The sequence below is a fragment of the Paenarthrobacter nicotinovorans genome (genome assembly GCF_007670255.1).
In the GTDB taxonomy this organism is placed as follows: Bacteria; Actinomycetota; Actinomycetes; order Actinomycetales; family Micrococcaceae; genus Arthrobacter; species Arthrobacter nicotinovorans_B.
This window is the reverse complement of record NZ_SZVS01000004.1, coordinates 268,724-292,138: the sequence shown is the minus strand read 5'-3', so window position 1 is coordinate 292,138 and position 23,415 is coordinate 268,724. Positions and strand designations below refer to the sequence as shown.

At 64.1% G+C, this 23,415-nt stretch carries 24 protein-coding genes; 12 read left to right on the top strand and 12 right to left on the bottom strand.

Annotated features, from left to right (window positions below):
• Positions 1–9 precede the first annotated feature (9 nt).
• Positions 10–1,380 carry an L-serine ammonia-lyase gene (locus FDP28_RS08600; protein ID WP_144660582.1) on the top strand — a complete coding sequence of 457 codons (1,371 nt, stop codon included), beginning with the start codon at positions 10–12 and terminating at the stop codon, positions 1,378–1,380.
• Positions 1,381–1,401: 21 nt separating this feature from the next.
• On the opposite strand, the gene FDP28_RS08595 is transcribed toward FDP28_RS08600, so the two are convergent.
• Complete coding sequence (locus FDP28_RS08595; protein ID WP_260842391.1) at positions 1,402–2,412, bottom strand: GGDEF domain-containing protein; 1,011 nt, start codon at positions 2,410–2,412, stop codon at positions 1,402–1,404.
• A 321-nt stretch (positions 2,413–2,733) separates the two neighbouring features.
• Between FDP28_RS08595 and FDP28_RS08590 the strand changes: the two genes are divergently transcribed.
• Entirely contained in the window at positions 2,734–3,123 is a 390-nt protein-coding gene (locus FDP28_RS08590; RefSeq protein WP_144660577.1) for a tautomerase family protein, read from the top strand.
• A 12-nt stretch (positions 3,124–3,135) separates the two neighbouring features.
• Here the strand turns inward: FDP28_RS08590 and FDP28_RS08585 are convergent, their stop codons facing one another.
• Positions 3,136–3,531 carry a (R)-mandelonitrile lyase gene (locus FDP28_RS08585; protein WP_144660575.1) on the bottom strand — a complete coding sequence of 132 codons (396 nt, stop codon included), beginning with the start codon at positions 3,529–3,531 and terminating at the stop codon, positions 3,136–3,138.
• A 9-nt stretch (positions 3,532–3,540) separates the two neighbouring features.
• Positions 3,541–4,413: a helix-turn-helix transcriptional regulator gene (locus FDP28_RS08580; protein ID WP_144660572.1), complete on the bottom strand. Its 873-nt coding sequence runs from the start codon at positions 4,411–4,413 to the stop codon at positions 3,541–3,543.
• Positions 4,414–4,541: 128 nt separating this feature from the next.
• Here FDP28_RS08580 and FDP28_RS08575 point away from each other — a divergent pair, with 128 nt between their 5' ends.
• Positions 4,542–5,774: an MFS transporter gene (locus tag FDP28_RS08575; protein ID WP_144660570.1), complete on the top strand. Its 1,233-nt coding sequence runs from the start codon at positions 4,542–4,544 to the stop codon at positions 5,772–5,774.
• Between the two features lie 11 nt (positions 5,775–5,785).
• On the top strand, positions 5,786–6,565 hold the full coding sequence (locus FDP28_RS08570) for an isocitrate lyase/PEP mutase family protein (RefSeq protein WP_144660567.1): 780 nt from the start codon (positions 5,786–5,788) through the stop codon (positions 6,563–6,565).
• A 229-nt stretch (positions 6,566–6,794) separates the two neighbouring features.
• Here FDP28_RS08570 and FDP28_RS20515 read toward each other — a convergent pair whose 3' ends face one another.
• The gene (locus FDP28_RS20515) at positions 6,795–6,953 is read right to left on the bottom strand and encodes a hypothetical protein (RefSeq protein ID WP_186313561.1); all 159 of its coding nucleotides are present in this window, start codon (positions 6,951–6,953) and stop codon (positions 6,795–6,797) included.
• Positions 6,950–7,873 carry a LysR family transcriptional regulator gene (locus FDP28_RS08565; RefSeq protein WP_144660565.1) on the bottom strand — a complete coding sequence of 308 codons (924 nt, stop codon included), beginning with the start codon at positions 7,871–7,873 and terminating at the stop codon, positions 6,950–6,952. Before FDP28_RS08565 ends, FDP28_RS20515 begins: the two co-directional genes overlap by 4 nt.
• A gap of 190 nt (positions 7,874–8,063) precedes the next feature.
• Here FDP28_RS08565 and FDP28_RS08560 point away from each other — a divergent pair, with 190 nt between their 5' ends.
• Complete coding sequence (locus FDP28_RS08560; RefSeq protein WP_144660563.1) at positions 8,064–8,411, top strand: CBU_0592 family membrane protein; 348 nt, start codon at positions 8,064–8,066, stop codon at positions 8,409–8,411.
• A gap of 106 nt (positions 8,412–8,517) precedes the next feature.
• Positions 8,518–9,552: an LLM class flavin-dependent oxidoreductase gene (locus FDP28_RS08555; protein ID WP_144660561.1), complete on the top strand. Its 1,035-nt coding sequence runs from the start codon at positions 8,518–8,520 to the stop codon at positions 9,550–9,552.
• 6 nt (positions 9,553–9,558) lie between these two features.
• Here FDP28_RS08555 and FDP28_RS08550 read toward each other — a convergent pair whose 3' ends face one another.
• Positions 9,559–9,759 carry a hypothetical protein gene (locus FDP28_RS08550; RefSeq protein ID WP_144660559.1) on the bottom strand — a complete coding sequence of 67 codons (201 nt, stop codon included), beginning with the start codon at positions 9,757–9,759 and terminating at the stop codon, positions 9,559–9,561.
• A gap of 174 nt (positions 9,760–9,933) precedes the next feature.
• Here FDP28_RS08550 and FDP28_RS08545 point away from each other — a divergent pair, with 174 nt between their 5' ends.
• From FDP28_RS08545 to FDP28_RS08535, 3 genes are all read left to right on the top strand, one after another.
• Positions 9,934–12,402, top strand: a complete 2,469-nt coding sequence (locus FDP28_RS08545) for a CHAT domain-containing tetratricopeptide repeat protein (RefSeq protein ID WP_144660557.1) — start codon at positions 9,934–9,936, stop codon at positions 12,400–12,402.
• Entirely contained in the window at positions 12,399–12,752 is a 354-nt protein-coding gene (locus FDP28_RS08540; protein ID WP_144660543.1) for a CU044_2847 family protein, read from the top strand. Before FDP28_RS08545 ends, FDP28_RS08540 begins: the two co-directional genes overlap by 4 nt.
• Before the next feature lie 104 nt (positions 12,753–12,856).
• Positions 12,857–13,363, top strand: a complete 507-nt coding sequence (locus tag FDP28_RS08535; RefSeq protein ID WP_144660541.1) for a universal stress protein — start codon at positions 12,857–12,859, stop codon at positions 13,361–13,363.
• Positions 13,364–13,657: 294 nt separating this feature from the next.
• On the opposite strand, the gene FDP28_RS08530 is transcribed toward FDP28_RS08535, so the two are convergent.
• Genes FDP28_RS08530 through FDP28_RS08515 form a run of 4 tightly spaced genes read right to left on the bottom strand, consistent with a single transcriptional unit; the run spans position 13,658 to position 18,664 of the window.
• Entirely contained in the window at positions 13,658–15,049 is a 1,392-nt protein-coding gene (locus FDP28_RS08530; RefSeq protein WP_144660539.1) for a GntP family permease, read from the bottom strand.
• A 23-nt stretch (positions 15,050–15,072) separates the two neighbouring features.
• Positions 15,073–15,708, bottom strand: a complete 636-nt coding sequence (locus tag FDP28_RS08525; RefSeq protein WP_144660536.1) for a bifunctional 4-hydroxy-2-oxoglutarate aldolase/2-dehydro-3-deoxy-phosphogluconate aldolase — start codon at positions 15,706–15,708, stop codon at positions 15,073–15,075.
• Positions 15,705–17,357: an N-acyl-D-amino-acid deacylase family protein gene (locus FDP28_RS08520; protein ID WP_144660534.1), complete on the bottom strand. Its 1,653-nt coding sequence runs from the start codon at positions 17,355–17,357 to the stop codon at positions 15,705–15,707. The genes FDP28_RS08525 and FDP28_RS08520 overlap by 4 nt, the downstream gene beginning before the upstream one ends.
• A gap of 8 nt (positions 17,358–17,365) precedes the next feature.
• On the bottom strand, positions 17,366–18,664 hold the full coding sequence (locus tag FDP28_RS08515; protein WP_144660532.1) for an alanine racemase: 1,299 nt from the start codon (positions 18,662–18,664) through the stop codon (positions 17,366–17,368).
• Positions 18,665–18,832: 168 nt separating this feature from the next.
• Here FDP28_RS08515 and FDP28_RS08510 point away from each other — a divergent pair, with 168 nt between their 5' ends.
• Genes FDP28_RS08510 through FDP28_RS08500 form a run of 3 tightly spaced genes read left to right on the top strand, consistent with a single transcriptional unit; the run spans position 18,833 to position 21,005 of the window.
• Complete coding sequence (locus FDP28_RS08510) at positions 18,833–19,846, top strand: sugar kinase (RefSeq protein ID WP_144660530.1); 1,014 nt, start codon at positions 18,833–18,835, stop codon at positions 19,844–19,846.
• The gene (locus FDP28_RS08505) at positions 19,843–20,604 is read left to right on the top strand and encodes an IclR family transcriptional regulator (protein ID WP_186313560.1); all 762 of its coding nucleotides are present in this window, start codon (positions 19,843–19,845) and stop codon (positions 20,602–20,604) included. The genes FDP28_RS08510 and FDP28_RS08505 overlap by 4 nt, the downstream gene beginning before the upstream one ends.
• Positions 20,601–21,005, top strand: coding sequence for a RidA family protein (locus tag FDP28_RS08500; RefSeq protein WP_144660528.1), 405 nt, complete (start codon positions 20,601–20,603; stop codon positions 21,003–21,005). The genes FDP28_RS08505 and FDP28_RS08500 overlap by 4 nt, the downstream gene beginning before the upstream one ends.
• Before the next feature lie 127 nt (positions 21,006–21,132).
• On the opposite strand, the gene FDP28_RS08495 is transcribed toward FDP28_RS08500, so the two are convergent.
• On the bottom strand, positions 21,133–21,891 hold the full coding sequence (locus FDP28_RS08495; RefSeq protein WP_144660525.1) for a polyprenol monophosphomannose synthase: 759 nt from the start codon (positions 21,889–21,891) through the stop codon (positions 21,133–21,135).
• Between the two features lie 200 nt (positions 21,892–22,091).
• Positions 22,092–23,411, bottom strand: a complete 1,320-nt coding sequence (locus FDP28_RS08490; protein ID WP_144660523.1) for an LssY C-terminal domain-containing protein — start codon at positions 23,409–23,411, stop codon at positions 22,092–22,094.
• Positions 23,412–23,415: the final 4 nt, after the last annotated feature.

Below are 23,415 nucleotides of genomic sequence, written 5' to 3'. Positions count from 1 at the left end.
GAGGATCCCATGGCATTGAGCGCCCTCGACCTGTTTTCCATCGGCATCGGCCCGTCGTCGTCCCACACCGTGGGACCCATGCGCGCGGCCCACACCTTCGTCCAGGGACTGGAGCAGGAGGGAAAGCTCGACGCCGTTGATCGCGTTTACGCCGGATTGTTCGGTTCGTTGGGGGCTACTGGAAAGGGACACGGATCGGACAAGGCCGTGATCCTTGGATTCATGGGTGAGCTCCCGGAGAGCGTGGACCCCATGGCTGCCGACGACATGGTTGCCGAGGCTACGGAGGCGAAGAAGATCCTCTTGGGCGGGCGCCGGATGGTTTCCTTCAATCGGGCAAAAGACGTGGTGCTGCATATGCGCCAATCGCTTCCCGCCCACCCCAATGGCATGCGCTTCCAGGCCTTCGACGGGGAAGGAAACCTCCTCTCCGAGCGCGTGTTCTACTCCGTGGGCGGCGGTTTCGTGGTGGATGAGGGCGCCGTGGGAAAGACGGAGCAGGACACCGTCAGCCTGCGCTACCCCTTCAGCAATGCCGAAGAGCTGCTTGCGCACTGTGACCGCGAGGGCTTGTCCATCAGCGACATCATGCTCGCCAACGAGAACGCCTGGCGCAGCGAAGAGGTCACCCGGGCTGAACTGCTCCGCATTTGGGAGACGATGAAGGAGTGCGTCTCGCGCGGCTGCAGCCGCACGGAAGAGCACCTGCCCGGCAACCTGATGGTCCGCCGTCGTGCTCCCCGCCTGTATGCCGACCTGCAAACCAAAGACGACGCGAACGATCCTTTGCGCGCCGTGGACTGGGTGAATCTGTTCGCGTTGGCCGTGAACGAAGAGAACGCCACGGGCGGGCGCGTTGTCACCGCACCCACCAACGGTGCTGCCGGAATCATCCCCGCGGTCCTTCACTACTACATGAAGTTCACGCCAGGTGCCTCTGAAGAGCAGGTCGTCCGGTTCTTGCTGACGGCGGCAGCCATCGGTGTCCTCTTCAAGACGAACGCCTCGATCTCGGGGGCGGAGGTCGGCTGCCAGGGTGAGGTCGGGTCCGCGTGCTCCATGGCCGCCGGGGCACTGTGCGAAATCCTGGGCGGAACCCCGCAGCAGGTTGAAAACGCCGCCGAAATCGGGATCGAGCACAACCTCGGCCTGACGTGCGACCCCGTGGGCGGACTGGTCCAAATCCCCTGCATCGAACGCAACGCCATGGCCAGCAACAAGGCCATCAACGCCGCACGGATCAGCCTTCGCGGAGACGGAATCCATCACGTCTCGTTGGACACCGCCATCAAGACCATGCGGGAGACCGGCGCTGACATGAAGAGCAAGTACAAGGAAACCTCCCGCGGCGGCCTGGCGGTCAACGTCATCGCGTGCTGAGGCAGCAATCACCGGGACAGTTCAGGCGTGTGCCGTCTCCGGATCCAGGGGGCTTGCTGCAATAAACGCGCGGTTCCGTCCGGCTGCCTTGGCTTGGTACAGAGCGCCGTCAGCGGTGTAAATCAGCTGTGCCAGCGCATGTCCCGCAATCGGGGTGGATGAGATTCCGTAACTGACGGTGGGGAAGGCAAGTCCATGCGGGGCTTGCGCAGCTGCCAGCCGAGTGCTGATCTCGGTGGTGATGGCCTCGGCGCTGACTTCGTCGGCGCCGGGAAGGAGGATGACAAATTCCTCCCCGCCGTATCTGGCCACCAAATCGGTCTTGCGCAGGGTCCCCTTGCACGCAGCCGCGAAGGCCCTGATTGCTGCGTCCCCCGCGGCGTGGCCGTGGGTATCGTTGACCGCCTTGAAATGATCAAGATCAGCCAGGATTACGGCGGCAGACAACCCTGCCCTGTGCAGCCCTGCGAGTTCCCGCTCGGCCAACTCCATGAACGCTTGGCGATTCAGCAAACCGGTCATTCCGTCGCGCATTGCCCGCTCGTTGAGCACCGTAATGAGCTGATGGTTATTGAGCGCAGTCATGCTGAATGAAACCAGGACCAACAGCATGATCAGCAGCAAGCACGTCACCGCCGGGGCAAAGAGCGTGCTGAGGATTTCGCTGTCCGGCCCCTCAACGGCGTATGCCACAATCCGGCAACCGAAGTAAGCCACAAGGGCGACCGCGACGACCAACAATGGTTTGTGGGCTTGGGAAGCCTGTGACTTCAACAGCGCGAGTTCGCGCGCGGCCAGCGCCATCCCGACCCCCATCAGGGCGAAGTAGACCAGCACGCCCCGCCACTCGCCGTCGGGGGTCACCTCAGAGAAAGCTGCGACGGCGGTGACCGCCGGGGCGGCCAGAAGCAGCCACAGCGGCGTCTTCAAACTTCTGAGGGATCGGAACCCCGCCCACACACCGAATGCTCCCGCCACCAACAATGCGTTGCCGAAAGGGACGGCCGCCCTGCTCCATTCGGTTTCCTTCAACAAGTACGCCCCAATGCCGGCCAGCCAACATCCGAGGGCCGCGGACCAGTAGGAACTGTAAAGAGAGCGGGTTCTCCGGTACGACCCCAAGAAAAGCACCCACAATGTCAGCGTGACCACGGCCAACGCCAATTTCAAGCTAAATAAATCCAACATGGATCCCCCCATTCATCGGCCAGCCTAAAGGCCAAGTGAAGAATGGGCGAAACACGACGCGGCGGAAAGTCGGACCAATCGTTTGCCTTTTTGAATCCACACGTTAACCGGACCCGGACGGCGGCCCTTGCGCTCGTGGAGTTGCCGTTTGAGTACAATGCGCCCATGGCACAGGTCATTGTCTATGGACACAGAAGCTCAATCGAACAACGCCGCGAGGCCCTTTCCTCTGCGATTCATGGGGCAATAGTGACGACCCTCGACTATCCACCTGAAAAGAAGTTTCAACGTTTCATTTCACTCTCGGACGTTGACTTCATCCACCCGGACGACCGGGGCGGAGACTACACAATCATCGAGATCTCCATGTTCGAGGGCAGAACAGAGCAGGCAAAACGCAACCTCATCGCGGACCTGTTCGAACGGATCGAATCCGAAGCAGGAATCAAGCCGCACAGCGTGGAGATAACCATCACGGAGACTCCGCGGGTGAACTGGGGGATCCGTGGTGTCAATGCCGCGGACCTGTCACTCAATTACCAGGTCAACGTTTAGCAGGCCCTCCGCTCAGCCCATGTAGTCCTCATCAGAGACGTGCTCGAGCCAGGTGACGACGTCGCCGTTCTTGTCCGCTTCCTGCATCGCGACGTGTGCCATGAACCGGTCAGGGGTGGCACCGTGCCAGTGCTCCTCGCCGGGTTCGATGTAGACCACATCGCCGGGACGGATCTGTTGAATCCCGCCGCCCCGCGTAGCCACCAGCCCTATGCCGTCGGTTACGTACAGCGTCTGGCCTTTGGGGTGATGATGCCAGGCAGTCCGGGCGCCCGGAGCGAACCGGACGTGGGCGCAACCCACAGCTGATTGCTCATCCGGGGTCCTGATGCTGTCGATCTGCACAGTTCCGGTGAACCATTCCCCGGGTCCAGCGGCTGTCTGGCCACCGCTTTTCGTATACTTCATGATTGCTCCTTAGCGGGTGCTGGCTTTTTCGACGACATTCTCCGTGGCTGCCCATGACGCCAGCAGCTTCAGGCCTTCTTCGCTTGCGCTTCCGGGAACTGCCGGGTAGACGGTGACGTGAAGGCCGGTGTCCTCGTCGAGTTCAAGTTGTTGATACGTCAGTTCCAGGGGACCGACCACAGGGTGGTGGAAATTCTTCATCCCCGATCTGTGGCGCCTGACGTTGTGCGCGGCCCACAAAGTGCGGAACTCCTCGCTCCGCATGGACAATTCGCCCACGAGCTCGGCGATGGCTTTGTCGTGTGGGAAGCGGCCTGCGTTGCGGCGAAGGATCTCCACATTGGTGTTGGCTGCGCGGTTCCAGTCCGGGTAGAACTCCCGCCCCCTGGGATCCAGGAAGATGAACCGGGAATGGTTCGCCGGCCCGGCACTGCTCCGGAAAAGGTCGAAGTACATGGCATAACCCAAGGCGTTCGCCGCGACCACATCCATACGGTGGTTCGAAATAAGAGCCGGCGCGCCCGTGATGGAGTCCAAAAAGTACTGCAGCGCCGGATCGACAATGTGGACGGCCTTCTTCACCTTGGTCCGAACTCCCCTGTTTGCTGTCCGGGCAAGGTCATAAAGGTGCTCGGTCTCCGCGCGGTCCAGCTGCAACGCCCCGGCGATGGCATCCAACACGCTGTCCGAAACACCGGAGAGGTTTCCCCGTTCCAGGCGGATGTAGTAGTCGACGCTGACGCCAGCCAGACGTGCCGCTTCATCACGGCGAAGGCCCGTGACCCGGCGCCGGATCCCGAAAACTTCGATGCCTGCCTGCTCAGGGGTGATGCGTGCGCGGCGGGACATCAGGAACTCCCGCACTTCCGACCGATTGTCCATGCCCACCACGTTACGACTTCGCCGACCCGTGGTGAGAGGTTCTGTTGGAACCTGTATAACCGGAGCCTCCCACCTGTCCCCAAGGCCGTGGTCCGATGAATCCAGTCGTTCACCTGAGAGGCCAATCCATGTCAGCAGATACACCCACGGTGGTGCCCGTAGAAGTGCCCGGAAACCCCGTAAGCAATAACCCGGTGAGCCGCTGGGGAGGTGTGTTCGCCATGTCCTTCGGGGCCTTCGCCGTCGTCGCCTCCGAATTCATGCCCGTCAGCCTCCTGACTCCCATGGCCCGGGATCTTCAGGTTTCCGAAGGGCTGGTGGGACAGGGAATCGCGATATCGGGCCTGTTCGCCGTCCTCACAAGTCTTTCGATTTCCACGCTGACCGGAAGGATGAACCGGCGCACGCTGCTGATCGGCCTGGCCGCCCTGATGGGTGCCTCGGGAGCCCTGATAGCGCTGGCGCCAGGTTACCTGCCCTTCATGGCGGGCCGGGCGGCCATTGGGGTGGTCATCGGCGGATTCTGGTCAATGTCCGCGGCCACGGCGATCCGGCTGGTCGCTCCGTCGCGGGTTCCCCGCGCTCTGGCGATAGTCAACGGAGGCAACGCCCTGGCCACCGTTCTGGCAGCGCCTCTTGGCAGCTACTTGGGCTCCTTCATCGGATGGCGGGGAGCGTTTCTCTGTCTCGTGCCAGTCTCCGCGGCATGTGTGATGTGGCTCTGGATGTCCCTGCCGTCCCTGGAAGCACCGGCCACCAGGACCAAAGCCCGCGACATCCTCGCGATCTTCAACGCTTTCAAGAACCGCACTGTCGCGTGGGGCATGGCCGCCTGCGGGACTTTCTTCATGGGGCAGTTCATCCTGTTCACCTACATCAGGCCCTTCCTGGAAACCGTCACCCATGTGGAAGTGGCCGTTGTTTCCATTGTTCTCCTCGTCATGGGTGTGTCCGGATTTGCCGGGACACTCCTCATCGGCCGTTTCCTGGGACCCGGGCTGCAGCGGACGCTCATGGTGATTCCCGCCGTCATGGCCCTCATTGCGGTTGCCCTCGTACCGCTGGGTGCGGTGTTCGCCGTCGTCGTTCTTCTGCTGGCCCTTTGGGGCCTGTTGGGGACCTCGGCTCCGGTGGGCTGGTGGAGCTGGGTAGCGCAAGCGATGCCCCACAACGCCGAACAAGGCGGCGGGCTCATGGTGGCCGTGGTCCAGACCTGCATCGCCCTGGGGTCCACTCTTGGCGGGATCCTGTTCGACTCGCTCGGCTTTGAAAGCACATTCCTTGCCAGTGCCGTGGTGCTGGTGGTGGCGGCGTTCCTTGCGTCTAGGCTGAACATGGCACCAACTCCCAACCGAGGATGACGGAGACAACCATGACAGAAGCAAGCATCGAAGCCCGCGCGGAACAACTGAAGGCCCTTCATGAGGCACCTGAGATCCTGAGTGTCGTTAATGTTTGGGACGCCGTCAGTGCAACCGCCGTGGCCGCGCTCCCGCAGACGAAGGCCATTGCCACGGCAGGACACTCCATCGCAGCCGCCTTTGGGTACAAGGACGGAACCATGCCGTTGGATGTGGCGCTGAGCGGTGTGGAGAGGATCGTCAACGCTGTTGACCTCCCGGTCACTGCAGATCTCGACGACGGATATGAGGACCCGGCCGAAACCATCCGTCGCGCTATTGGCATCGGAGTGGTGGGGGCCAATGTCGAGGACCGCCTGCGGCCGTTCGACGAAGCAGTTGCCCGCGTGAAGGCGATCATTGACGCCGCCAACGCCGAGGGCATTGCCTTCCAGCTGAACGCCCGGACTGACGCCATCGTCCGCGGCGGTGACCGTCCGGTCAGGGAAAGCATCGACGACGCCATCGTGCGGGGCCGGGCCTTCCTCGACGCCGGTGCCGCTCTGGTTTTCGTCCCGGGCGCACTGAACCGTGAGACCATCGAGCCCCTCGTTGAAGGCCTCGGCCGCGGCAAGCTCTCCGTGATCGGCGCTCCCGGAGCGTTGCCGGCCGCCGAACTTCAAGAACTCGGCGTAGCGCGTGTGTCCTACGGGCCGTTTACGCAGCGGGTCGCCCTGCGCGCCCTCCAGGACCTCGCCACCAACCTGTACGGTTCCGGCGTCATCCCGAAGGACACCCCGGCGCTGAACTAGGTCAAAGCGTCCCGGCCCACTCGCAGCGGGTGGGTCGGGACTGCCCTCCAACAAGGTCTTTCAGTGCTGCCGGAGTGATCCTAAAATTGTTGTGCTGATGGCAACAAAACCTGGCGGAAGGGGCGTGGTTGCCATGACCAAGGATCCATTCGGGCACGAAAAACCGGATCACCAAAGTGAAAGCAAAGAACACAGAACCCGCTTCGGCGAGTGGCTCAGGCGCGAAGACTCAGGCGTGGAGGGAACCGCCAGCAGTATCTTCATCCGCCGGCATGATGATCACCACCCGCCGGAACGCACATGCATCCAGGGGCATGAGATCGCGCCGGGGGAAACGCACTGCTCCCATGGACACCCAGTAGGCTGACAGTCCCAGGGGACCCGTCACGAAGTCGACCTCGTATCAAAGGCCGCCGCCGATTCCCGCAGGAGGCGGGCCACGGTGTCCAAGGGAAGGCTTGTTGGCCGCCGTCGGTCGAACCGGCGAAGGGCAATGTGTCTGGTCCCCAATCCCGGGACATCCAGAATGTCCACCTGATCCTGGACCACGCCCGTCAGAGCCAAGGTGGGAACGATCGCGACGCCCTCGCCCGCGGCTACCAACGCCAGGGCGGTAAGCGTGTCCTGGTACTGGTGAATCGTCTCGATCTGGGCTCCTGTGGAATGGCGGAGGCGCCCGAGGACGGCAATGTTGGCCGCTGATGGCTCGACCCCCAGCCACGGGAGGGGCAAACGGCTGAGGTCCAGGTTGTCGGTGGTCAGCAGCGACCCTGCCGGAACCACCAGCTTCCATGGCTCATCCAGCAGGGGTTCTTCCACCATTCCAGCGGCAAGGGGACGCTGGTTCGAAGTGGTGGAATCGTGTTCGACCACCACTGCATCCAGCTGGCGTTGACGGAACAGCCGCATAAGCGCCGGGAAGGCGTCCTCAACCAGCTGGATCTGGAGCTGGGGGTACTGGATGCGCCATTCGGGAAGCCGCGGGATCACCACAGTCCGCATGAAGCTGGTGAATCCGCCCACCCGCACCACGCCGGCAACCTCAGCCTGTCCCTGCACGCGGGACCGCGCCACATTCAGTGCGCGCTCTATCTCCTCCCCTGCCTCCGCCATCGCCAGCCCGGCGGGCGTCAGGACCGAGCCTTTGGGCGTTCGGAGAAGCAGCGCCTGGCCTGCTTCGCTCTCCAATTTGGTGAGTTGCTGCGACACCGCCGACGGCGTAATCCGCAGCTCATCAGCAGCCGCGAGGACCCCGCCGGTACGGGCGACGGCGAGGAGAACCAGCAGGCGACGAGGGTCCATTTCCATGTTCAGCGATTCTAAATACGGCCTTCAGAATAATGCAATTGAACTAAAGGTAGCTTTCCCTCAGAATTTAGGCATAGCCGCTCTTCGCTCTGAGGATACGGTCTCTGTAAACAGCAGAAAACACCCCTGAAGTTATTCGTCATCCGGCCTGCCTCCGAGCTGGCTGCCTGGACATGAGAGAGGACACCCGATGGAGCTGCTCTGGGAAATTACCGGTTGGGCCGGTGCTGCAGCGATGCTTTGCGCCTACATGACGGTGTCCATGGGCTGGATCAAGCCGGGCACCACGTTCCAGGCCGCGAACCTTTTTGGCTCCTGCGCCTTCATCATCAACGGCACGCTCCACGGAGCCTGGCCCTCGGTGGCCACCAACGTGGCGTGGTTCCTCATCTCAGCGGTCGCCCTGCTGAGGATGCGCAACCAGCAACCTGACGCAGTCGTCGAGGCGGAACCGATCGTCGTCCCGGCCTACGTCACCACGGATACGGGCACGCAGCCTGTCATCCCGCACCCCGCTCCTGTCGCCAACTGCGCGTAACCTGCTCGTCCAGGGGCGCGGCGAACACACAAGGTAACCTCCCGCCGTCGTCGTAAGAACCAGCGCATAGGCTGGGCCTTAGCGCCGCCCGACAGAGAAGGAAGCCATGCCTACCCCAGACCGCCCGCTCCGCAAGCTTGGATTCCTTACCATCGGGCTGTTTGACCCGGCGGATCCTGCTGCGGGCCACCGCTCAACCTTGGACATTATTGAACTCGGCGAGCGCCTGGGATTCGACAGTGCCTGGCTGCGCCACCGCCACCTGCAGTTCGGCATCTCGTCGCCCGTCGCGGTGATGGCGGCGGCCAGCCAGCGGACGTCCCGGATTGAACTGGGCACGGCAGTAACGCCGTTGGGCTGGGAAAACCCTTTGCGGCTTGCCGAAGACCTGGCCACGGTGGACCTGCTCAGCGGGGGTCGGGTCAACCCGGGCGTCAGCGTAGGTGAACCGATGCACTATGACACCGTCAAACACGAGCTGTATCCGGATTCGGCAGATACCGAGGACTTCAGTTACACCCGCGTGGACCGCTTTGCCCGGCTGGTCGCGGGCGAAAAAGTTCGGGAGTTTTCGGGTAAACAGGGCGTTGTGGAGGAGTTCTCAAACCGCGTGGAACCGCACTCTGCCGGGTTGCGGGAACGGCTCTGGTACGGAGCAGCGAGCCTGAAGTCTGCAACGTGGGCCGGAGAGAACGGCTTCAACCTGCTCTCCAGCAGCGTCGTCTTCCCCGGACCGGATGAAGAACCGGACTTCGCCGCCGTACAGCAACGCCAGATCCGGGCGTTCAGGGACGCCGCAGCAACGGCGGGCCGCAGGCCGGCCCGGGTTTCACAGGGCCTGGTGGTGATCCCCACGGATTCGGCATCAAGCGCTCAGCGGGAAAAGTACCAGCGTTACGTTGACGAGCGAACACCCCGCACCAGCGCGCCCCAGGGACCAAAGCGCATGATGTTCGCTCAGGACCTCATCGGCAGCAGCGAAGAGATCGCCGGGCAACTCTACGCGCACCTGGGCTTCCAGGAGGTGGACGAGGTGGCGTTCGCATTGCCGTTCAGCTTTGAGCACGAGGACTACGTACAGATCCTCACGGACATCGCAGAAAAGTTGGGGCCGGCACTGGCGTGGACACCCGCGAAGTAAGGACAGTCAGTCCACGAACTCCGACTGGGTCTGGATGAAGTCCCAATCGGCCGAGGTCAATACGCCGCTCACTTTGTCCGGGTGGGGTCCGCCGGCCTCGGCGATGTGTTGCAGGACCTGCAGTGGCAGTTCTTCCACCCGCAGGTTCTCGCGCAGCCATTCCTTGCTGTCCAGGTGCAGATCAAGCCACCACATGTAGATTTCCACCGCGGGACCACCTTCCGTCGGATCCGTCGAATTAACGGTAGGCCGGGGCCGTGGCGTCTTCAAGGGTCCACCGATAAGGCTTGTAAGCAGCCGGATGTAGGGCCAATCTAGTCCTAAGGGCACTCCGGCACGCCGTTTCCGGCTGCCGGCCGCCCGTCGCACGAGGGACCCGCGATGGACTGTGACATCGAGCTGGAAATCGATACCGGCTCTGCACGCGGCGAATATACGGTGCACGTGGTTCGCGCACCGGCGGGCGGGCACGCGTCCGGCATCTTCGCCCTGGACGTGGACGGGATCATCGACCGGCTTCCGCAGCTTGAAGCGACAGTTCTGGCGTCCGCCGTCGCCGCCCGCCGCACGCTTCCGGTAGCGGAAGTGGCAGTCCGCGAAGTCGGCCAGGAACTGTTCCAAGCGCTCTTCACCCGGGAGGTCTACGGGACCTACCGGGCCAGTTTGGGTGCTGCCCAGCACGCGGGCCAGCAGCTCAGGGTTGTCCTCCGGCTGGCGGCCCCCGAGTTGGCGACGATGCCGTGGGAAACCCTGTTCGACCCCGAAACCGAGACCTACCTTTGCCAGACCGAGCCCTTGCTGCGGCATGTGCCCGCCCCCGACTACAACCTCAATCCCTTGGATGTGGCCCCGCCGTTGCGCATCCTGGGCATCGTGGCCTCACCCCGGGATCTGCCGGCCTTGGATGTCGCGGCCGAAAAGGAACACCTGGGCAGGGCACTTGCAGGACCGGCGTCGGAGGGCCGCGTTGAACTGGTGTGGACCAGGAGCGGCACGTGGGATGACGTGCAATCGATGCTCCTCGCAGGCCCCTGGCATGTAGTCCACTTCGTTGGCCACGGCGACTATGACTCCCGGACGGACGAGGGCCGCATCGCCCTGGTGGGGCAGGACGGCCGCGCCGCAATGGTCCGCGCCGTGCGTTTGATGGCGTTGCTGAGCGTAGCCGCCCCGCGCCCGCGGCTCGTGGTGCTGAACTCGTGCTCCTCGGGCGAAATGGGCCAGACCGACCTCTTCTCCGGTACCGCCTCGGCCCTGGTCCGCAGCGGAATCGGTGCCGTCGCCGCGATGCAATTCGCCATCAGCGATTACGCCGCAATCGCGTTCTCCCACGGCTTCTACGCCGCGATCGCCAACGGCCGCACCGTTGACGAGGCCGCCCGCATCGGCCGGATCTCAGTGATGGCCAGCCCGGACGGCACACTCGAATGGGTCACCCCGGCCCTCTACGTCCGGGGCGGATCCACGCAACTTTTCACGTTGAAGGGCTCCCCGCGCGTCCCGGCTTCAGTTGAAGGTACGACGGCGGCCGCGGCCTCGGGCGGTCAGGCTGCTGCAGGTACACAAGCGAACACAGACCAAGCCATGAAACGCGCCCAGTTGAGGGCGTTGTATGTGCAGGCAACTGCGGAACTGCGTGCGCGGCGATTCGACCAGGCCGTGGAACTGTTTGAGGACCTACTGACATTGGAACCCGGCTACCGGGACGCAGCAAACCAACGAGACGCTGCCCGCAAACGCCTGGAACTTGCCCGCATCTACCGCGAGGCCCGCCAGGCGGAAGAATCCGGCGACTGGTTGGCGGCTGCGGACGGTTTCGCCCTGGTCCTGGACGATCCCGAGTATCCCGATGCCGCGGCCCGGAAACAGGACTGCGAAAGAAAGCAACGTCTCGCCGATCTGGAGGGCGAACTGCGGTACCACTCCTCCCAGTGTTCGTGGCAGGCAGTTCTCGATGTCTCCCGTGAGCTGTCTTCACTGGACCCGGCTGCGGCCGATCCCGGTGGGCTGGCAACTGCAGCACGGGCCGAAATCGAGAAGACCAAGCCAAAAGAAGCCCCCGCTCCGGCGAACTCCGGAACAGAGCAGGGCTCGTACACGGCCGTCTACCAGCCACCGCCACCACCCCGGACGGCCCCTTCGGGCACACGACCGGCGTCCAACCCGAGCCCCACCTCACCGCGCGCCGCGCCGCTGGCTGGCGTCCCGGCGTCGAACGTTGGCGGTTCCGGCCCCACCGTCACCCGGCCGCGACCGGCCGCCTCCATGCCGCAGCCGTTCAAGACCGTTCCCCTCGCCTGGGGCGGAGCCGCGCTGGCGGTGGCTGGCGGCCTGGGAGTGGGCTTTGCCGTCTACTTCCTGTGGCTCGATGACAACTACTGGTACGAGAGCGGCGGCGATGCCTCCCTCCGGATTGTCTACGGCCTGGTGGCCCCCTTGGGATACCTGCTGCTCGCCGTCGCAGGCCTTCCCGACCGCTCCGTCATGGGCAGGCTTGTGATGGCCGGAGTGGTCGTCTCCGGTGCGGTCTTTGGGTTGTCGGGCCTGAACTACGCCGTGGAACTGACAAGCGTCGTGTTCAGTTTCGTTCACGCGGGCTTCGGTTTGTGGGCGGGAATCCTGGCCCTGCGCACCGGGCAATCCAGGCTGATGGGATGGCTGCTGCTGTACGCCACCGTGTCCGTACCGCTGGTCTGGGTCCAGGACAAAGGCGTGTTCCTGGAGTCCTGGTACCGGACCCACGCGTACTTTGCCCTGATACAACTTGCGGTGCTTTGCGCGGCAGGCGTGGGGTTCCTGGTCGAAGCGCGCCGCCTCGGTGCTCGTTCAGCAGAAAGGACCGGCAAATGAGCAGGCTGGTTGAGTTCACCACCGACGACGGCGGCACGGTAGTTGTGGAGGTGGCCAGCGGGGCCGGGAGCCTGGTGACCAGGGGTGGCGACCACGCGGCCGATCATTCGGGGGTTTTCGCGAGGGCCCAGCAGACGTTCCAACGGGCGCTTGAGCAGGTCCGGCCGGCAGTGCAGGGTGTGATCGACGAACTCCTGAGCCTCGAAAACCGCCCGGACGAGCTCAGTGTGGAGTTCGGGATCGACCTGCATGCCGAGGCCGGGGCCTTCATAGCCTCTGCCAGCACTGCATCCAACTTCAAGGTGCGGCTGACGTGGAACAAGCCCGCCCCAACCGCGCCGCCCAAGTAGGGGACAGCAAACGTCCCAATGAGGCTTGGGTGGAGCGTTATCTGTCCCCCAGTTGGGTAGCAAACGACCTGTTCAACAGCCCCCTGCGGCGCAACAATAAGGGTATGGCTGAAGAGGATTTCAGCGGCCCCATTCCCTTGGTGGTGGGAGTCCTTCCGGACCAGCACGTGGAGGTGCTGCAGACGGCCCGGACCCTCGCCGAAAAACTCGGTGTGCCACTGGTGTGCGCCTACGTCGACGAGGCCAGTTACCTGGTGGAGTGGGATCCGTCCCGTGAGACCCACCGGATGTCGCTGCACCCGGAAAAGGACGACGCCGAGGTGGACGCCGTCCGGGGAGACCTGGGGAAGGTCATAGCCGAAGCCATGGACGGCGGTACGGCCGATTGGACCCTGCGGTTGTTGGCCGGCGACCCCGCCCGGGCACTGGGCCGGCTGGCCTCGGACATCAACGCCTCCATGATCATTGTGGGCTCGCCGGAGCCGGGCCTGGGACACCGCATTTCCGAGGCTCTCAACGGCTCGGTGGCTGCATGGCTCAGCCATCACCAGCGCCGGCCGGTCCTGATTGTGCCCCAGAAAAAGCGCCAGGAAGCGGCCCGGAAAAACTAAAGCGAAAGTACTTATTCAAGGTGGTGGCAATGGGCTCCGATGCCACGTAGAGTGATGAGTGCAGGAAGCGAAAGCGCCTGTCCAAAGACCGCTCCGGAGTGCGTATCCCCCAATAACGCACTCCGGAGCTCTTTGTTTTAACCTCGGTTTTGGCCTGTGCCGCCCCACCTTCTTTGACACACGAAACGGCCCCGACACGCCTTGTTACAGGCGTGTCGGGGCCGTTGTGGTTTTCAATGTGGGTCGCGACGGTACAAGCTCACGACGCCGGCACCCGGCCTGGGTGCCGGCAGGTCACCTGACGAAGGTGTACAGCAATGCCGCCATCCCGAAGCCCACCAGGGACAGCACGGTTTCCAGGACGGTCCAGGTCTTCAGGGTGTCCTTCACGGACATGTTGAAGTACTTGGAGATGATCCAGAATCCGCCGTCGTTGACGTGGCTGGCGATGATCGAGCCCGAGGAAATGGCCACCACGATCAACGCGAGCTGCGGCTGGGAGTATCCCGAGGCCAGGCTTGGCGCGAGGATGCCACCGGTCGTCACGATCGCCACTGTGGCCGAGCCCTGGGCTATACGCATGCCGGCACTGATGACGAACGCGGAGAGGATGATTGGCAGGCCCGCCTGGGACAGTGAATCGGCCACGGCCTTGCCGACGCCCGTGGCAGACAGGACCGCTCCGAAGAACGCACCTGCACCAACCACCAACAGGATCATGCCCACCGGACGCAGCGAGGAACCCGTGATTTCGCTGAGCTCAGCAGAGGTCATGCCGCGGCGGATACCCAGCAGCCACATGGCAAGCAGCACGGCCACGGTCAGAGCGATGGCCGGGTTGCCGAAGAACTGGAGGATGTCCCGGAAGGTTCCAGCCGGCGCGAAGATGTTGCCGAACGTGCCGCCGAGGATAAGGATCATGGGCAGGCCGATCGCCAGCAGCACCAGGCCGATGGAGGGCTCATGACCACGCGCGGTGTCGGCTTCGGGGACGATCCGGTCTTCCGGAACGGACACCATCACGCGCTTGCCGATGTACGTGCCCCACAAAATACCGGACGCGAACCAGGCCGGAATACCGCAGATGAGGCCCATGAGGATGATCCAGCCGAGGTCCACGTGGAACAAACCTGCGGCAGCAACCGGACCGGGGTGCGGGGGAAGGAAAGCGTGCGTCACGGACAAACCGGCCAGCAGCGGCAGGGCATAAAGCGCCAGTGACTTGCCGCCACGGATCGCAGCGACGTAGACCAGGGGCGCCAGCACGAAGATGCCGATGTCGAAGAACACCGGGATACCCAGCACGAAGCCGGTGATGCCCATCGCGAGCGGAGTGCCCTTCTCGCCGAAGATCTTCACCAGCCTGCCAAGCAGCACTTCGGCACCACCGGACCGCTCGAGGATGGCTCCGAGGACGGTACCAAGGCCGATGATCACGGTGATGTGGCCAAGGATTCCGGCGAAGCCCTTCTCAATCAGGGCGTCGCTGCTCTTGGTGGCCGAACCCACCAGGGCCTCCACCGAGATACCGCCTACCAGTGCCACGATCACACCGGTTCCCACCAGGGCGATGAACGGCTCGAGCTTGACCTTGATGATCAGGAACAGCAGCAACGCGATGCCCGCGCCTGCCAGGAGGAGCAGGCCGGCGGTGTCGTGCCGCAGCCATTCAAGGAATTCATTCATGGGCGTTTCTTTCTTGGTGAGTCCTACTTGAGGGTGCTGGTGAAGGCTGCGGCACGTGCCGCGATGTCTGCCCAATCGCCGGCAGCGACTGCCGCGGGCGGGACCACGCTGGTGCCGCAGCAGACTGCGGCAGCACCGGCGTCGAGGTAGCTCTTGGCGTTGGAGGCGTCGATGCCCCCGGAAGGAAGCAGGCGGATGCCCGGGTAGGGCCCCTGCAGATCCTTCAGATACGCCGGTCCGAGCTGTCGGGCGGGGAAAATCTTGACGACGTCCGAGCCGAGGTCCAGCGCCTGAGCCACTTCCGTGGGCGTCATCGCGCCGAGGCTGAACGGGATGCCGGCCGCCGCGGCAACCGCCGCGACTTCAGGCCGGAGTCCGGGCGTCACCAGGAACTGCGCACCGGCGTCGATGGCTGCGCGGGCTTGGTCCGCAGTCATCACCGTGCCGATTCCGACGGCGGCACCATGGTCCGCTGCGGTCTCCGCCGCGCGCTGAACATGCCTGAGAGCATCGGGCGTGGTGAACGTAAGCTCCACGCTGCGGATGCCGCCCTCGGCCAACGCCCGGCACAGGTCCGCGGCGTCGGTGATGGAGGGAGCCCGGACCACTGCAAGCGTGCGGTCGGTTTCGAGCTGCTGGACGAATTCCTGGGGGGTCATTGTTGTCCTTCTCTGGTGAGGCCATCACTATGGCGGCGGAGGGCACGGCCGGCGCGCGCTCCGGTGGGCTGGCCGCCGTCGATCGCTGCCGTGCCGTTGACGAACACGTACTGGATGCCGCTGGCGGCTTGGCGGGGATTCTGGAACGTGGCGGTATCGCGGATGGTTTCGGGATCGAAAAGTACGACGTCGGCGGCGAACCCCTCGCGGACCAGTCCCCTGTTGTGGAGCTTGAGTCGCGCGGCGGGCCGGCCACTGAGGTGGTGGACCATTTCTTCGAGGCTGAGGAGACCTAGGTCGCGGGAGTAGTGGCCGAGGTAGCGCGGGAACGTGCCCCAGGCGCGGGGGTGCGGCTTGGCACCGACCAGGAGCCCGTCGCTGCCACCCGTGTGGGTGCGGTGCTTCATGATGGCCTGGACGTTTTCCTCATGGCCAACGTGCTGCAGGATGCCTGTGCCGAGGCGGTCTTCGGTGAGGATCTGAGTGAAGACATCAAACGCCTCTTGGCCGCTTTCAGCCGCAATATCCTTGATGGTCTTGCCCACGAATCCCGTAAGTGCCGGGTTCTGGACGCCACTGATTTCCAGGGTGTCCCATTCGGCCACTACGCCGTGGCAGCCGTCGGAACCGTAGATCTCGACGGCTTCCCGGATACGGGCGCGGGTTTCGGGGTCGGCCAGGCGGGCCAAGGTGGCTTCGGTTCCGCCGGATGACGCCCAGCTCGGGAGAATCGCCGAAAGGGTGGTGGCGCCGGGAAGGTAGGGGTACGTGTCCAGGGTGATGTCGACGCCCTGCTCCAGCGCTTCGTCGATGAGGTCCAGGAGTTCCCCGGCGCGGCCCTTGTTTTCGGCGAAGTTCATGGTGGCGTGGGACAAGTGCAGGGCGCAGCCGGTATCGCGGCTCAGGGAGATCATCTCGGCGTAGGCACCCAGGGCACCCTTGCCGTAGGAACGGTGGTGGGGTGCGTAGAAGCCGCCAAGTTCGCCAACGACGCGGCACAGTCCGGCGAGTTCCTCGGTCTGCGCGTACATTCCCGGCGTGTAGGTCAGCCCCGAACTCATGCCCACGGCGCCTTCCTCCATGGCGGTCCGGATGACGTCCTGCATCTGCTGCTGTTGCTGCGGCGTCGGGTCACCCTCGGCGAAGCCCATCACCATCGCGCGGACGGTTCCCTGCGGTACGAGGTACGCGGCGTTGGTGGCAATGCGGCCGGTCACGCCATCGGGCCCCTCGTCCTCGGTGTCCAGTCGATCGAGGTACTCCCCCACGGTCCGCCAATTCCAGTCAAAGTCCGCAGGATTGTCATTCCAACCCGCGATCTTTTCCCGGACACCGGCAAGCGTGGCATCATCCACCGGGGCATAGGAAAGCCCGTCCTGGCCGAGCAGTTCCGTGGTGACGCCTTGGCTGAGCTTCGCGTAGTGGTTCTTGTTGACCAGCAGTTGCAGGTCCGAGTGCGCGTGCATGTCGATGAACCCAGGGCTCAGGACCAAGCCCGTGGCATCGATGACGCGGTCCGCGTCTCCTGCGGTGAGGCTACCGGCGTCGACGACGGCGGCAATCACCGCGCCGTCCAACAGGACGTCGGCGGCACGGCGGTCCGCTCCGGTTCCGTCCACCAGGGTGGCGTTGCTGATGAGGGTCTTCATGGGGAGTCCTAGAAGAAGGTATGGATGAGGTCGACGACGGTCTGGTCACTGTTGGTGTCGGCAAGGACCGGGATGACGGTCCACTTGTCGAACGCTGTGCACGGGTGGGACAGGCCCAGCCGGACCACGTCGCCGGGGCGGACTGTGGTGGTGTGCGGGTCGTAGGTCATGAAGGAATGCTGGTCATTGACCGACGTAATTTCGGCTCCAGCCAAGGGCTCCATGGCTCCGCCGAGGACCGGACCGAGGAGTTGCGGCTCCGGAAGACCTTCGTCGAAGGGGAGGTCGCGCTTGCCGGCGTCGAGGATCGCCAGTCCCGGCTCAGGCTGCGAAACAACCCGCGCCCAGCCGTACATTCCGGCGTGGAACGGCTGATCGCCGACGCGGGAGAACGGCGAGATTCCGCGGTAGAAGCCGTCGTCGTGGATGATGTAGGCGCCGCTGCGGATCATCAAATCCACTGACGGTCCTCCGGTTTCGGCTCCGGTGCTGATGGCCGGGGCGAGAACGGTGACGACGTCGTCGAAGTAGGCGCTGCCGCCGGCGGTGATGAACACGGAACCCGAGCCGTACATGCCGGCTGCCAGAAGTTCCTCGTGAAGCAGCCGCATGTTGGTGAGATACCCGCGGACAGCGGCCAGGCCGGCGTCGTCCGCGGTGTGCGCGAGCGAGCCTTCATAGCCGCTGACCCCCACCAAACGGAGGTGCTCGGCGGCATGCACGGCACGGGCAACGTCCATCGCGGCGTCCACGCCACGGGCACCCGTCCGGCCACCGTGCGCTCCGAGTTCCACCAAGACATCCAGCACCGCCCCGGTTCCCGCAAGCGTCCGCTCGATCAAGGCGACAGTCTCGACGGAGTCAACCCACGAGAGGATGGCGGAGTCCTGGTCGGCGACCCACTGGATAGCCTGCGGATCGGTGAGGCTGTTGGCGAGTTGCAGGTTCTGAACGCCGAACTCCCGGGCCACCCGAAGCTGCGCGAAGTTGGCCAGCGTGATGCCCCACGCCCCGCGGTTGAGCTGCTCCGTCCAGAGTTGCGGCGACATCGTGGTCTTGCCGTGGGGAGCGAGCAGTACGCCCCTTTCGGCGCACCACTGCGCCAGCCGGTCGGCGTTGGCGGCGAGCGCCTGCGCATCGAGCGTGAGCAGCGGAGTCTGGAGGTCCGCGAGCGTGTGCTTTTCGCGGAGGAATTCTGCGTGCGTGGTCCCGTTGGCGTTGGCGGGAATGGCCTTGTGATGCCAGTCGAGCCGACGGTCGGCCAAGGTTGCCACGGCGGTTGCCGAGATGGCTTCGGAAGTGTCCACGCGTTGATTCCCTTCGCGGTGCTGCGGCGTTGAAGCTGCGTTGTGGGCTGCTTATGCTTGCGTTGCGTATTTTGCAACGCTGGTTGCAAACCTGATGGTGATATGTCTAACATGGTGGCGGATCGAGAGTCAAGGCCGCTGCGAAGCGCGCGAACCATGGGAGAACGAGTGCTTTCAGCTGTATGTGTCGGCGAAACGATGGCGATGCTGACCCCCGCCCAAGCCGTTCCCCTGCACATGGCCTCCGAGCTTCACTGCGGGATCGGCGGTGCGGAATCCAACGTCGCCATGGGCCTTGCCGCCATGGGCCTGCAGACCCACTGGGTCAGCCGCGTCGGGCACGACGGCTTCGGCACCCGCATCCTCAACGACCTCCGCGACCACGGCGTGGGAGTCACCGGAGTGGAGGTCGACGCCGAGCGGCCCACCGGCCTCTACGTCAAGGTGCCGGCCCAGGAGTCGGACCCCGACGGCGGCAGTTCAGTCCTGTACTACCGGCAAGGATCAGCGGCTTCGGCCATGGGACCGGACACTCTTTCGAACCCTGCAGTCTCCTCGTTGCTGGACAACGCATCGCTGATCCATTTGAGCGGGATCACCGCCGCGCTGTCCCCCGATTGCCTTTCCCTGCTCGAAGAGTTGCTCACCTCGCCCCGCGACGGACGCATCATCAGTTTCGACGTCAATTGGCGGGCAGCCCTCTGGGCAGGACAGGATCGCGCCGTCCTGCAGCGGCTGGCGAACCTGGCCGACGTCGTACTGGTTGGAAAAGACGAGGCCGAGCACGCGTTCGGAACCACCGACGAAGCCGAACTCCGCCGGCTCATGCCGGAGCCCGGTGTGCTGGTGATCAAGAACGAAGCCATCAGTGCCATTGCGCTGGACAAAGCCGGCACCCGGGAAGAGGTCCCCGCGCTATCCGTCGCCGTCGTCGAACCTGTTGGCGCCGGTGACTCGTTCGCCGCCGGTTACCTCAGCGGCCTGCTGTACGGTCTGGGCCAGAAGGAGAGCCTCCGCCGCGGCCACGTTGCCGCCGCCTGCACACTGACGGTCCACGGCGATCGGGGGCCGTTGCCTCCGGCGGAAGAACTGGCGGCCATCCTCGATTCCTCCGATGCCGCTTGGGCTGCTATCCATGTTGAAGACGGACATTTCAACACCACCCGGAGCGTGACACCTTGAGCCAGAGCCTGATGCGGGCCATCGACCTGCTTGGCGAACTCGCCGCCAAACCAGCAACCCTGGACGAACTCTCGTCCAAGGCCTCCGTGCACAAGACCACCGTGATGCGGCTCCTGCACGCCCTTGAGGAGAAGCGGCTCGTGGTGCGGGACGAGGACCAGCGGTTCATGCTCGGCTCGAAGCTCTTCGAACTGTCCTCCTTGGCGCTGGAACAACGCGACATCCGCAAGGTGGCACACCCGCATCTCGCCGATCTCAACGGCAAGACCGGACACACCATCCACCTTGCCGCCTTTGAAGGGAACGAGGTGGTCTACATCGACAAGTTCGAGTCCCACCACCCCGTCCGCATGTACTCGCGCATCGGCCTGACTGCATCGTTGCACTCGGCCGCTGTGTCCAAGGTCCTCCTCGCAGACATGCCGCGCAGCCGGCAGGAAAAGATCGCCGCGGGGTTGGACTACGTCAAAGTCACCGAAAACACCCTGACCTCGCCCTCTGCCCTCCTGGCAGAGCTGGAGCTGGTCAAGGAACAAGGCTGGGCGCACGACAACGCCGAGCACGAAGCCTTCGTGCACTGCATCGCGGCCCCCATCCGCGATGCCAGCGGCGCCGTCGTGGCCGCAGCCTCTTGTTCGGTACCGGTAGTGATGCTCAGCTATGAAGGATTGCTGGAGCTGCTGCCCGACCTCAAAGCCAGCACCGAGGCCATCTCCAACGACCTCGGCTGGATCAGCCACGAAAGGAAACCCGCATGAGCGAGAAGACCATAGTACTTACCGAAAACGCCCCCGCCCCGGCACACGTATTTTCCCAGGGCATCAAGAAGGGCGGCATGTTCCAGGTGTCCGGCCAGGGCCCCATGGACCCGGCCACCAACCAGTACATCGGCGAGGGCGACGTCCGCGTCCAGACCCGCCGCACCCTGGAAAACGTCAAGGCCATCCTCGAAGCCGGCGGATCCTCCGTGGAGGACGTGCTGATGTTCCGTGTCTACCTCACCACCCGCGACGACTTCGCCGCCATGAACGAGGTCTACGGCGAATTCATCTTGGAAAACGTCCCCAGCGGCCTGCTGCCCAGCCGCACCACGGTGTTCGTGGACCTGCCGCACGAGGTCATGCTGGTGGAGATCGACGCCCTGGCCGTCACCGCCTAACGCCCGCTCACATCCCACCCGCTTGAGCCGAACGCCCACTCACATCCCACCCGCTTGAGCCGAACGCTCGCTCATGTGGAAAACGCGCCCGACGGCGGCACTCACCAGGAGTGCCGCCGTCGGGCCGTTAAGAGGCGGTCACCCGGGCAGGTGCTTCTGCCTTCTGGAAGCGGAGCTTCCACGGGGTGAGCGCCGACTCAAGTTGCTCGCGCAGATCCATTTTGGAGGCCCCTTCCACCCGCTCCTCAAAGTGGATTGGAACCTCCATGATTTTGAGGCCGTGGCGGGCTGCCCGGTAGTTCATCTCGACCTGGAATGAGTAGCCGTCGCTTTGGATGGACGCTACATCTATCTGGCGCAGGGTAGATGCCGTCCAGGCCTTATACCCGGCGGTCGCATCTTTGACTTTCAAGCCCAGGATCGCGCCCACGTAGAAGTTCGCCCAAGCCGAGAGCGCCTTCCGGTGCCAGGGCCATTCCGCAGCAGTGGAACCGCCGTGGACGTAGCGCGAACCGATGACGAGTGCGGCATCGGAAGTCCTGATCCGGTCGAGCATGACGGGAATAGCGGACACCGGGTGGGACAAGTCGGCGTCCATTTGGATGATGATGTCGGCGTCCACGTCCAGTGCTTGGGTCATTCCGGCCACGTACGCCCGTCCCAGCCCGTTCTTTTCCTTTCGGTGCAGGACGGACACTGCGCCCTGGGAATCTGCTGCCAGCTGGTCCGCCACCGTCCCTGTTCCGTCGGGTGAATTGTCGTCAACAACCAGGACGTGGAGTTGTGGAATGGCCAGTGCTTGAAGTTGCGCGACGAGCACCGGCAGGTTCTCCCGCTCGTTATAGGTGGGCACAACAACAGTTATTTTCGGATGTACAGCAGTCAAGACGTGGGTCCCCAATTCAGTATTCGATGATCACCGGGGCTCAGCGCAGTGTGAGCAGCCCGGGCAGGGCCAGTCTATTGAGCCAAGCTGAAGAGTCCCTGCCGCCACGACCCACTTTGAGCCCCGGGAAGCGCCAACACTCCGTATTTTCCAGCGATTTCGGCGGCCTGGAGGCCCAAAGCAGGTGGCGGAGGTACGTACTAGCGACCAGCCTGCAGACGCTTCGGGGCAAGCGTTGGTGGAACCGCCGGAACCCGCTGCCGCTTGGCGTACACCCTGGCCCGCTGGCTGGACAGTGCCAGGAGGACGAGGATGTCAGTAGCCAGGCCGGAGAGGCCGGCTTCCAGGGTGATGTTGGCGCTTTCCGTGAAGTAGTCGATGGCCTGCACCACCACGGAGATGGAACTCAACCCCATGGCGATCACGCGCGCCCCGTTGCTGCCGAGGAAAATCCGCCAAGCCAGGAAAATCTCACCCAGCCCGAACAGCAGGACCACCACGGCAATAAAGGTGACCACCGCCGTCGTCGTTTGTGGGTCAAGGGGGTCGCCATCGGTGGTGAGTTCCGTGAACACCTCGGAGGAGGTCAAGAGCGTCATGGCGAGGACGAAGGCCGCGATGGACCTGGCCACCACCAACGCGGCTCCCATCATGGTGGGGGCCGGCCGTCGGTCGCGGCTGTCCGTTGGGCGGGATGGCTGGTTCGCCGGGACCGCCACCCGGCGCGCGTCGATGATGGGGAGGTCGCCGTCGGTGGAAATCGAGTCCCCGCCGCCGTTGCGTGAGTGGTAGCCGGTGGAGAAGTCCTTGATCACCTGGACCGTCACAGCAGGCTCGGCGTCGGACACTGTCCGAACAATGTGGTCGCGCTCAACGTCCGTGTTCTGTTCGATCTTGTGCGTGATCTGGAGGGTGAAAAGTGAGAAGCCGACGCTGCGGTCGTAGGTTCCGGCGGCGAGCCAGTCCACTTTGTGCCCACCGGGAAGGAGCCAACCGTCGGGGCAGCGCCAGAAACGGACGTGATGGCGTTTGCCCGGGTTGTTGTCCACTTCCTGCTGATAGGCGAAATCCTGCTGCCGGTCGAAGAGGTACAGCGGGCTGACCGGAGCCTCGGAGTAGCTGCGCCGGAAAATGGTGGAGCTGATGATGCGGCGGCTGCTGCCAAGGGTGACGTCGTCCGCTTGCGTCCAACCCGCGGCCCGCATGATGGCATGAACTTGCGGCTCGTCACCGAGCAACGCAACGTTCACGGGGTCACCCAGCAGCCCGTCGCTGGTCCTGGCCCGCCCGATGAAGTAGCCGGGAACGTAGATCGTGGTGAGGATGCGGTGGAGCCGGGGCAGAAGAAGATAGGCAAGGAATGCCCAGAAGAAGAAGTAGAACCACAACTGGCCCCACCCCAAGTGGAAGCTCTCGCCCACCAGCAGAAAGGCCAGCCAGACTGACGCGACGCCGCCAAGGATAAAGAACGCGTGGTCAAGCCACGTATCGGTCACCTCCTTGGCAGGTGCCTTGTACACGGGC

Excerpts from the sequence above, each read along its gene's own strand:
- FDP28_RS08600 (WP_144660582.1), top strand. The coding sequence starts at position 10 with ATGGCATTGAGCGCCCTCGACCTGTTTTCCATCGGCATCGGCCCGTCG.
- FDP28_RS08590 (WP_144660577.1), top strand. The coding sequence starts at position 2,734 with ATGGCACAGGTCATTGTCTATGGACACAGAAGCTCAATCGAACAACGC.
- FDP28_RS08585 (WP_144660575.1), bottom strand. The coding sequence starts at position 3,531 with ATGAAGTATACGAAAAGCGGTGGCCAGACAGCCGCTGGACCCGGGGAA.
- FDP28_RS08580 (WP_144660572.1), bottom strand. The coding sequence starts at position 4,413 with ATGGACAATCGGTCGGAAGTGCGGGAGTTCCTGATGTCCCGCCGCGCA.
- FDP28_RS08575 (WP_144660570.1), top strand. The coding sequence starts at position 4,542 with ATGTCAGCAGATACACCCACGGTGGTGCCCGTAGAAGTGCCCGGAAAC.
- FDP28_RS08570 (WP_144660567.1), top strand. The coding sequence starts at position 5,786 with ATGACAGAAGCAAGCATCGAAGCCCGCGCGGAACAACTGAAGGCCCTT.
- FDP28_RS08565 (WP_144660565.1), bottom strand. The coding sequence starts at position 7,873 with ATGGAAATGGACCCTCGTCGCCTGCTGGTTCTCCTCGCCGTCGCCCGT.
- FDP28_RS08560 (WP_144660563.1), top strand. The coding sequence starts at position 8,064 with ATGGAGCTGCTCTGGGAAATTACCGGTTGGGCCGGTGCTGCAGCGATG.
- FDP28_RS08555 (WP_144660561.1), top strand. The coding sequence starts at position 8,518 with ATGCCTACCCCAGACCGCCCGCTCCGCAAGCTTGGATTCCTTACCATC.
- FDP28_RS08545 (WP_144660557.1), top strand. The coding sequence starts at position 9,934 with ATGGACTGTGACATCGAGCTGGAAATCGATACCGGCTCTGCACGCGGC.
- FDP28_RS08540 (WP_144660543.1), top strand. The coding sequence starts at position 12,399 with ATGAGCAGGCTGGTTGAGTTCACCACCGACGACGGCGGCACGGTAGTT.
- FDP28_RS08535 (WP_144660541.1), top strand. The coding sequence starts at position 12,857 with ATGGCTGAAGAGGATTTCAGCGGCCCCATTCCCTTGGTGGTGGGAGTC.
- FDP28_RS08530 (WP_144660539.1), bottom strand. The coding sequence starts at position 15,049 with ATGAATGAATTCCTTGAATGGCTGCGGCACGACACCGCCGGCCTGCTC.
- FDP28_RS08525 (WP_144660536.1), bottom strand. The coding sequence starts at position 15,708 with ATGACCCCCCAGGAATTCGTCCAGCAGCTCGAAACCGACCGCACGCTT.
- FDP28_RS08520 (WP_144660534.1), bottom strand. The coding sequence starts at position 17,357 with ATGAAGACCCTCATCAGCAACGCCACCCTGGTGGACGGAACCGGAGCG.
- FDP28_RS08500 (WP_144660528.1), top strand. The coding sequence starts at position 20,601 with ATGAGCGAGAAGACCATAGTACTTACCGAAAACGCCCCCGCCCCGGCA.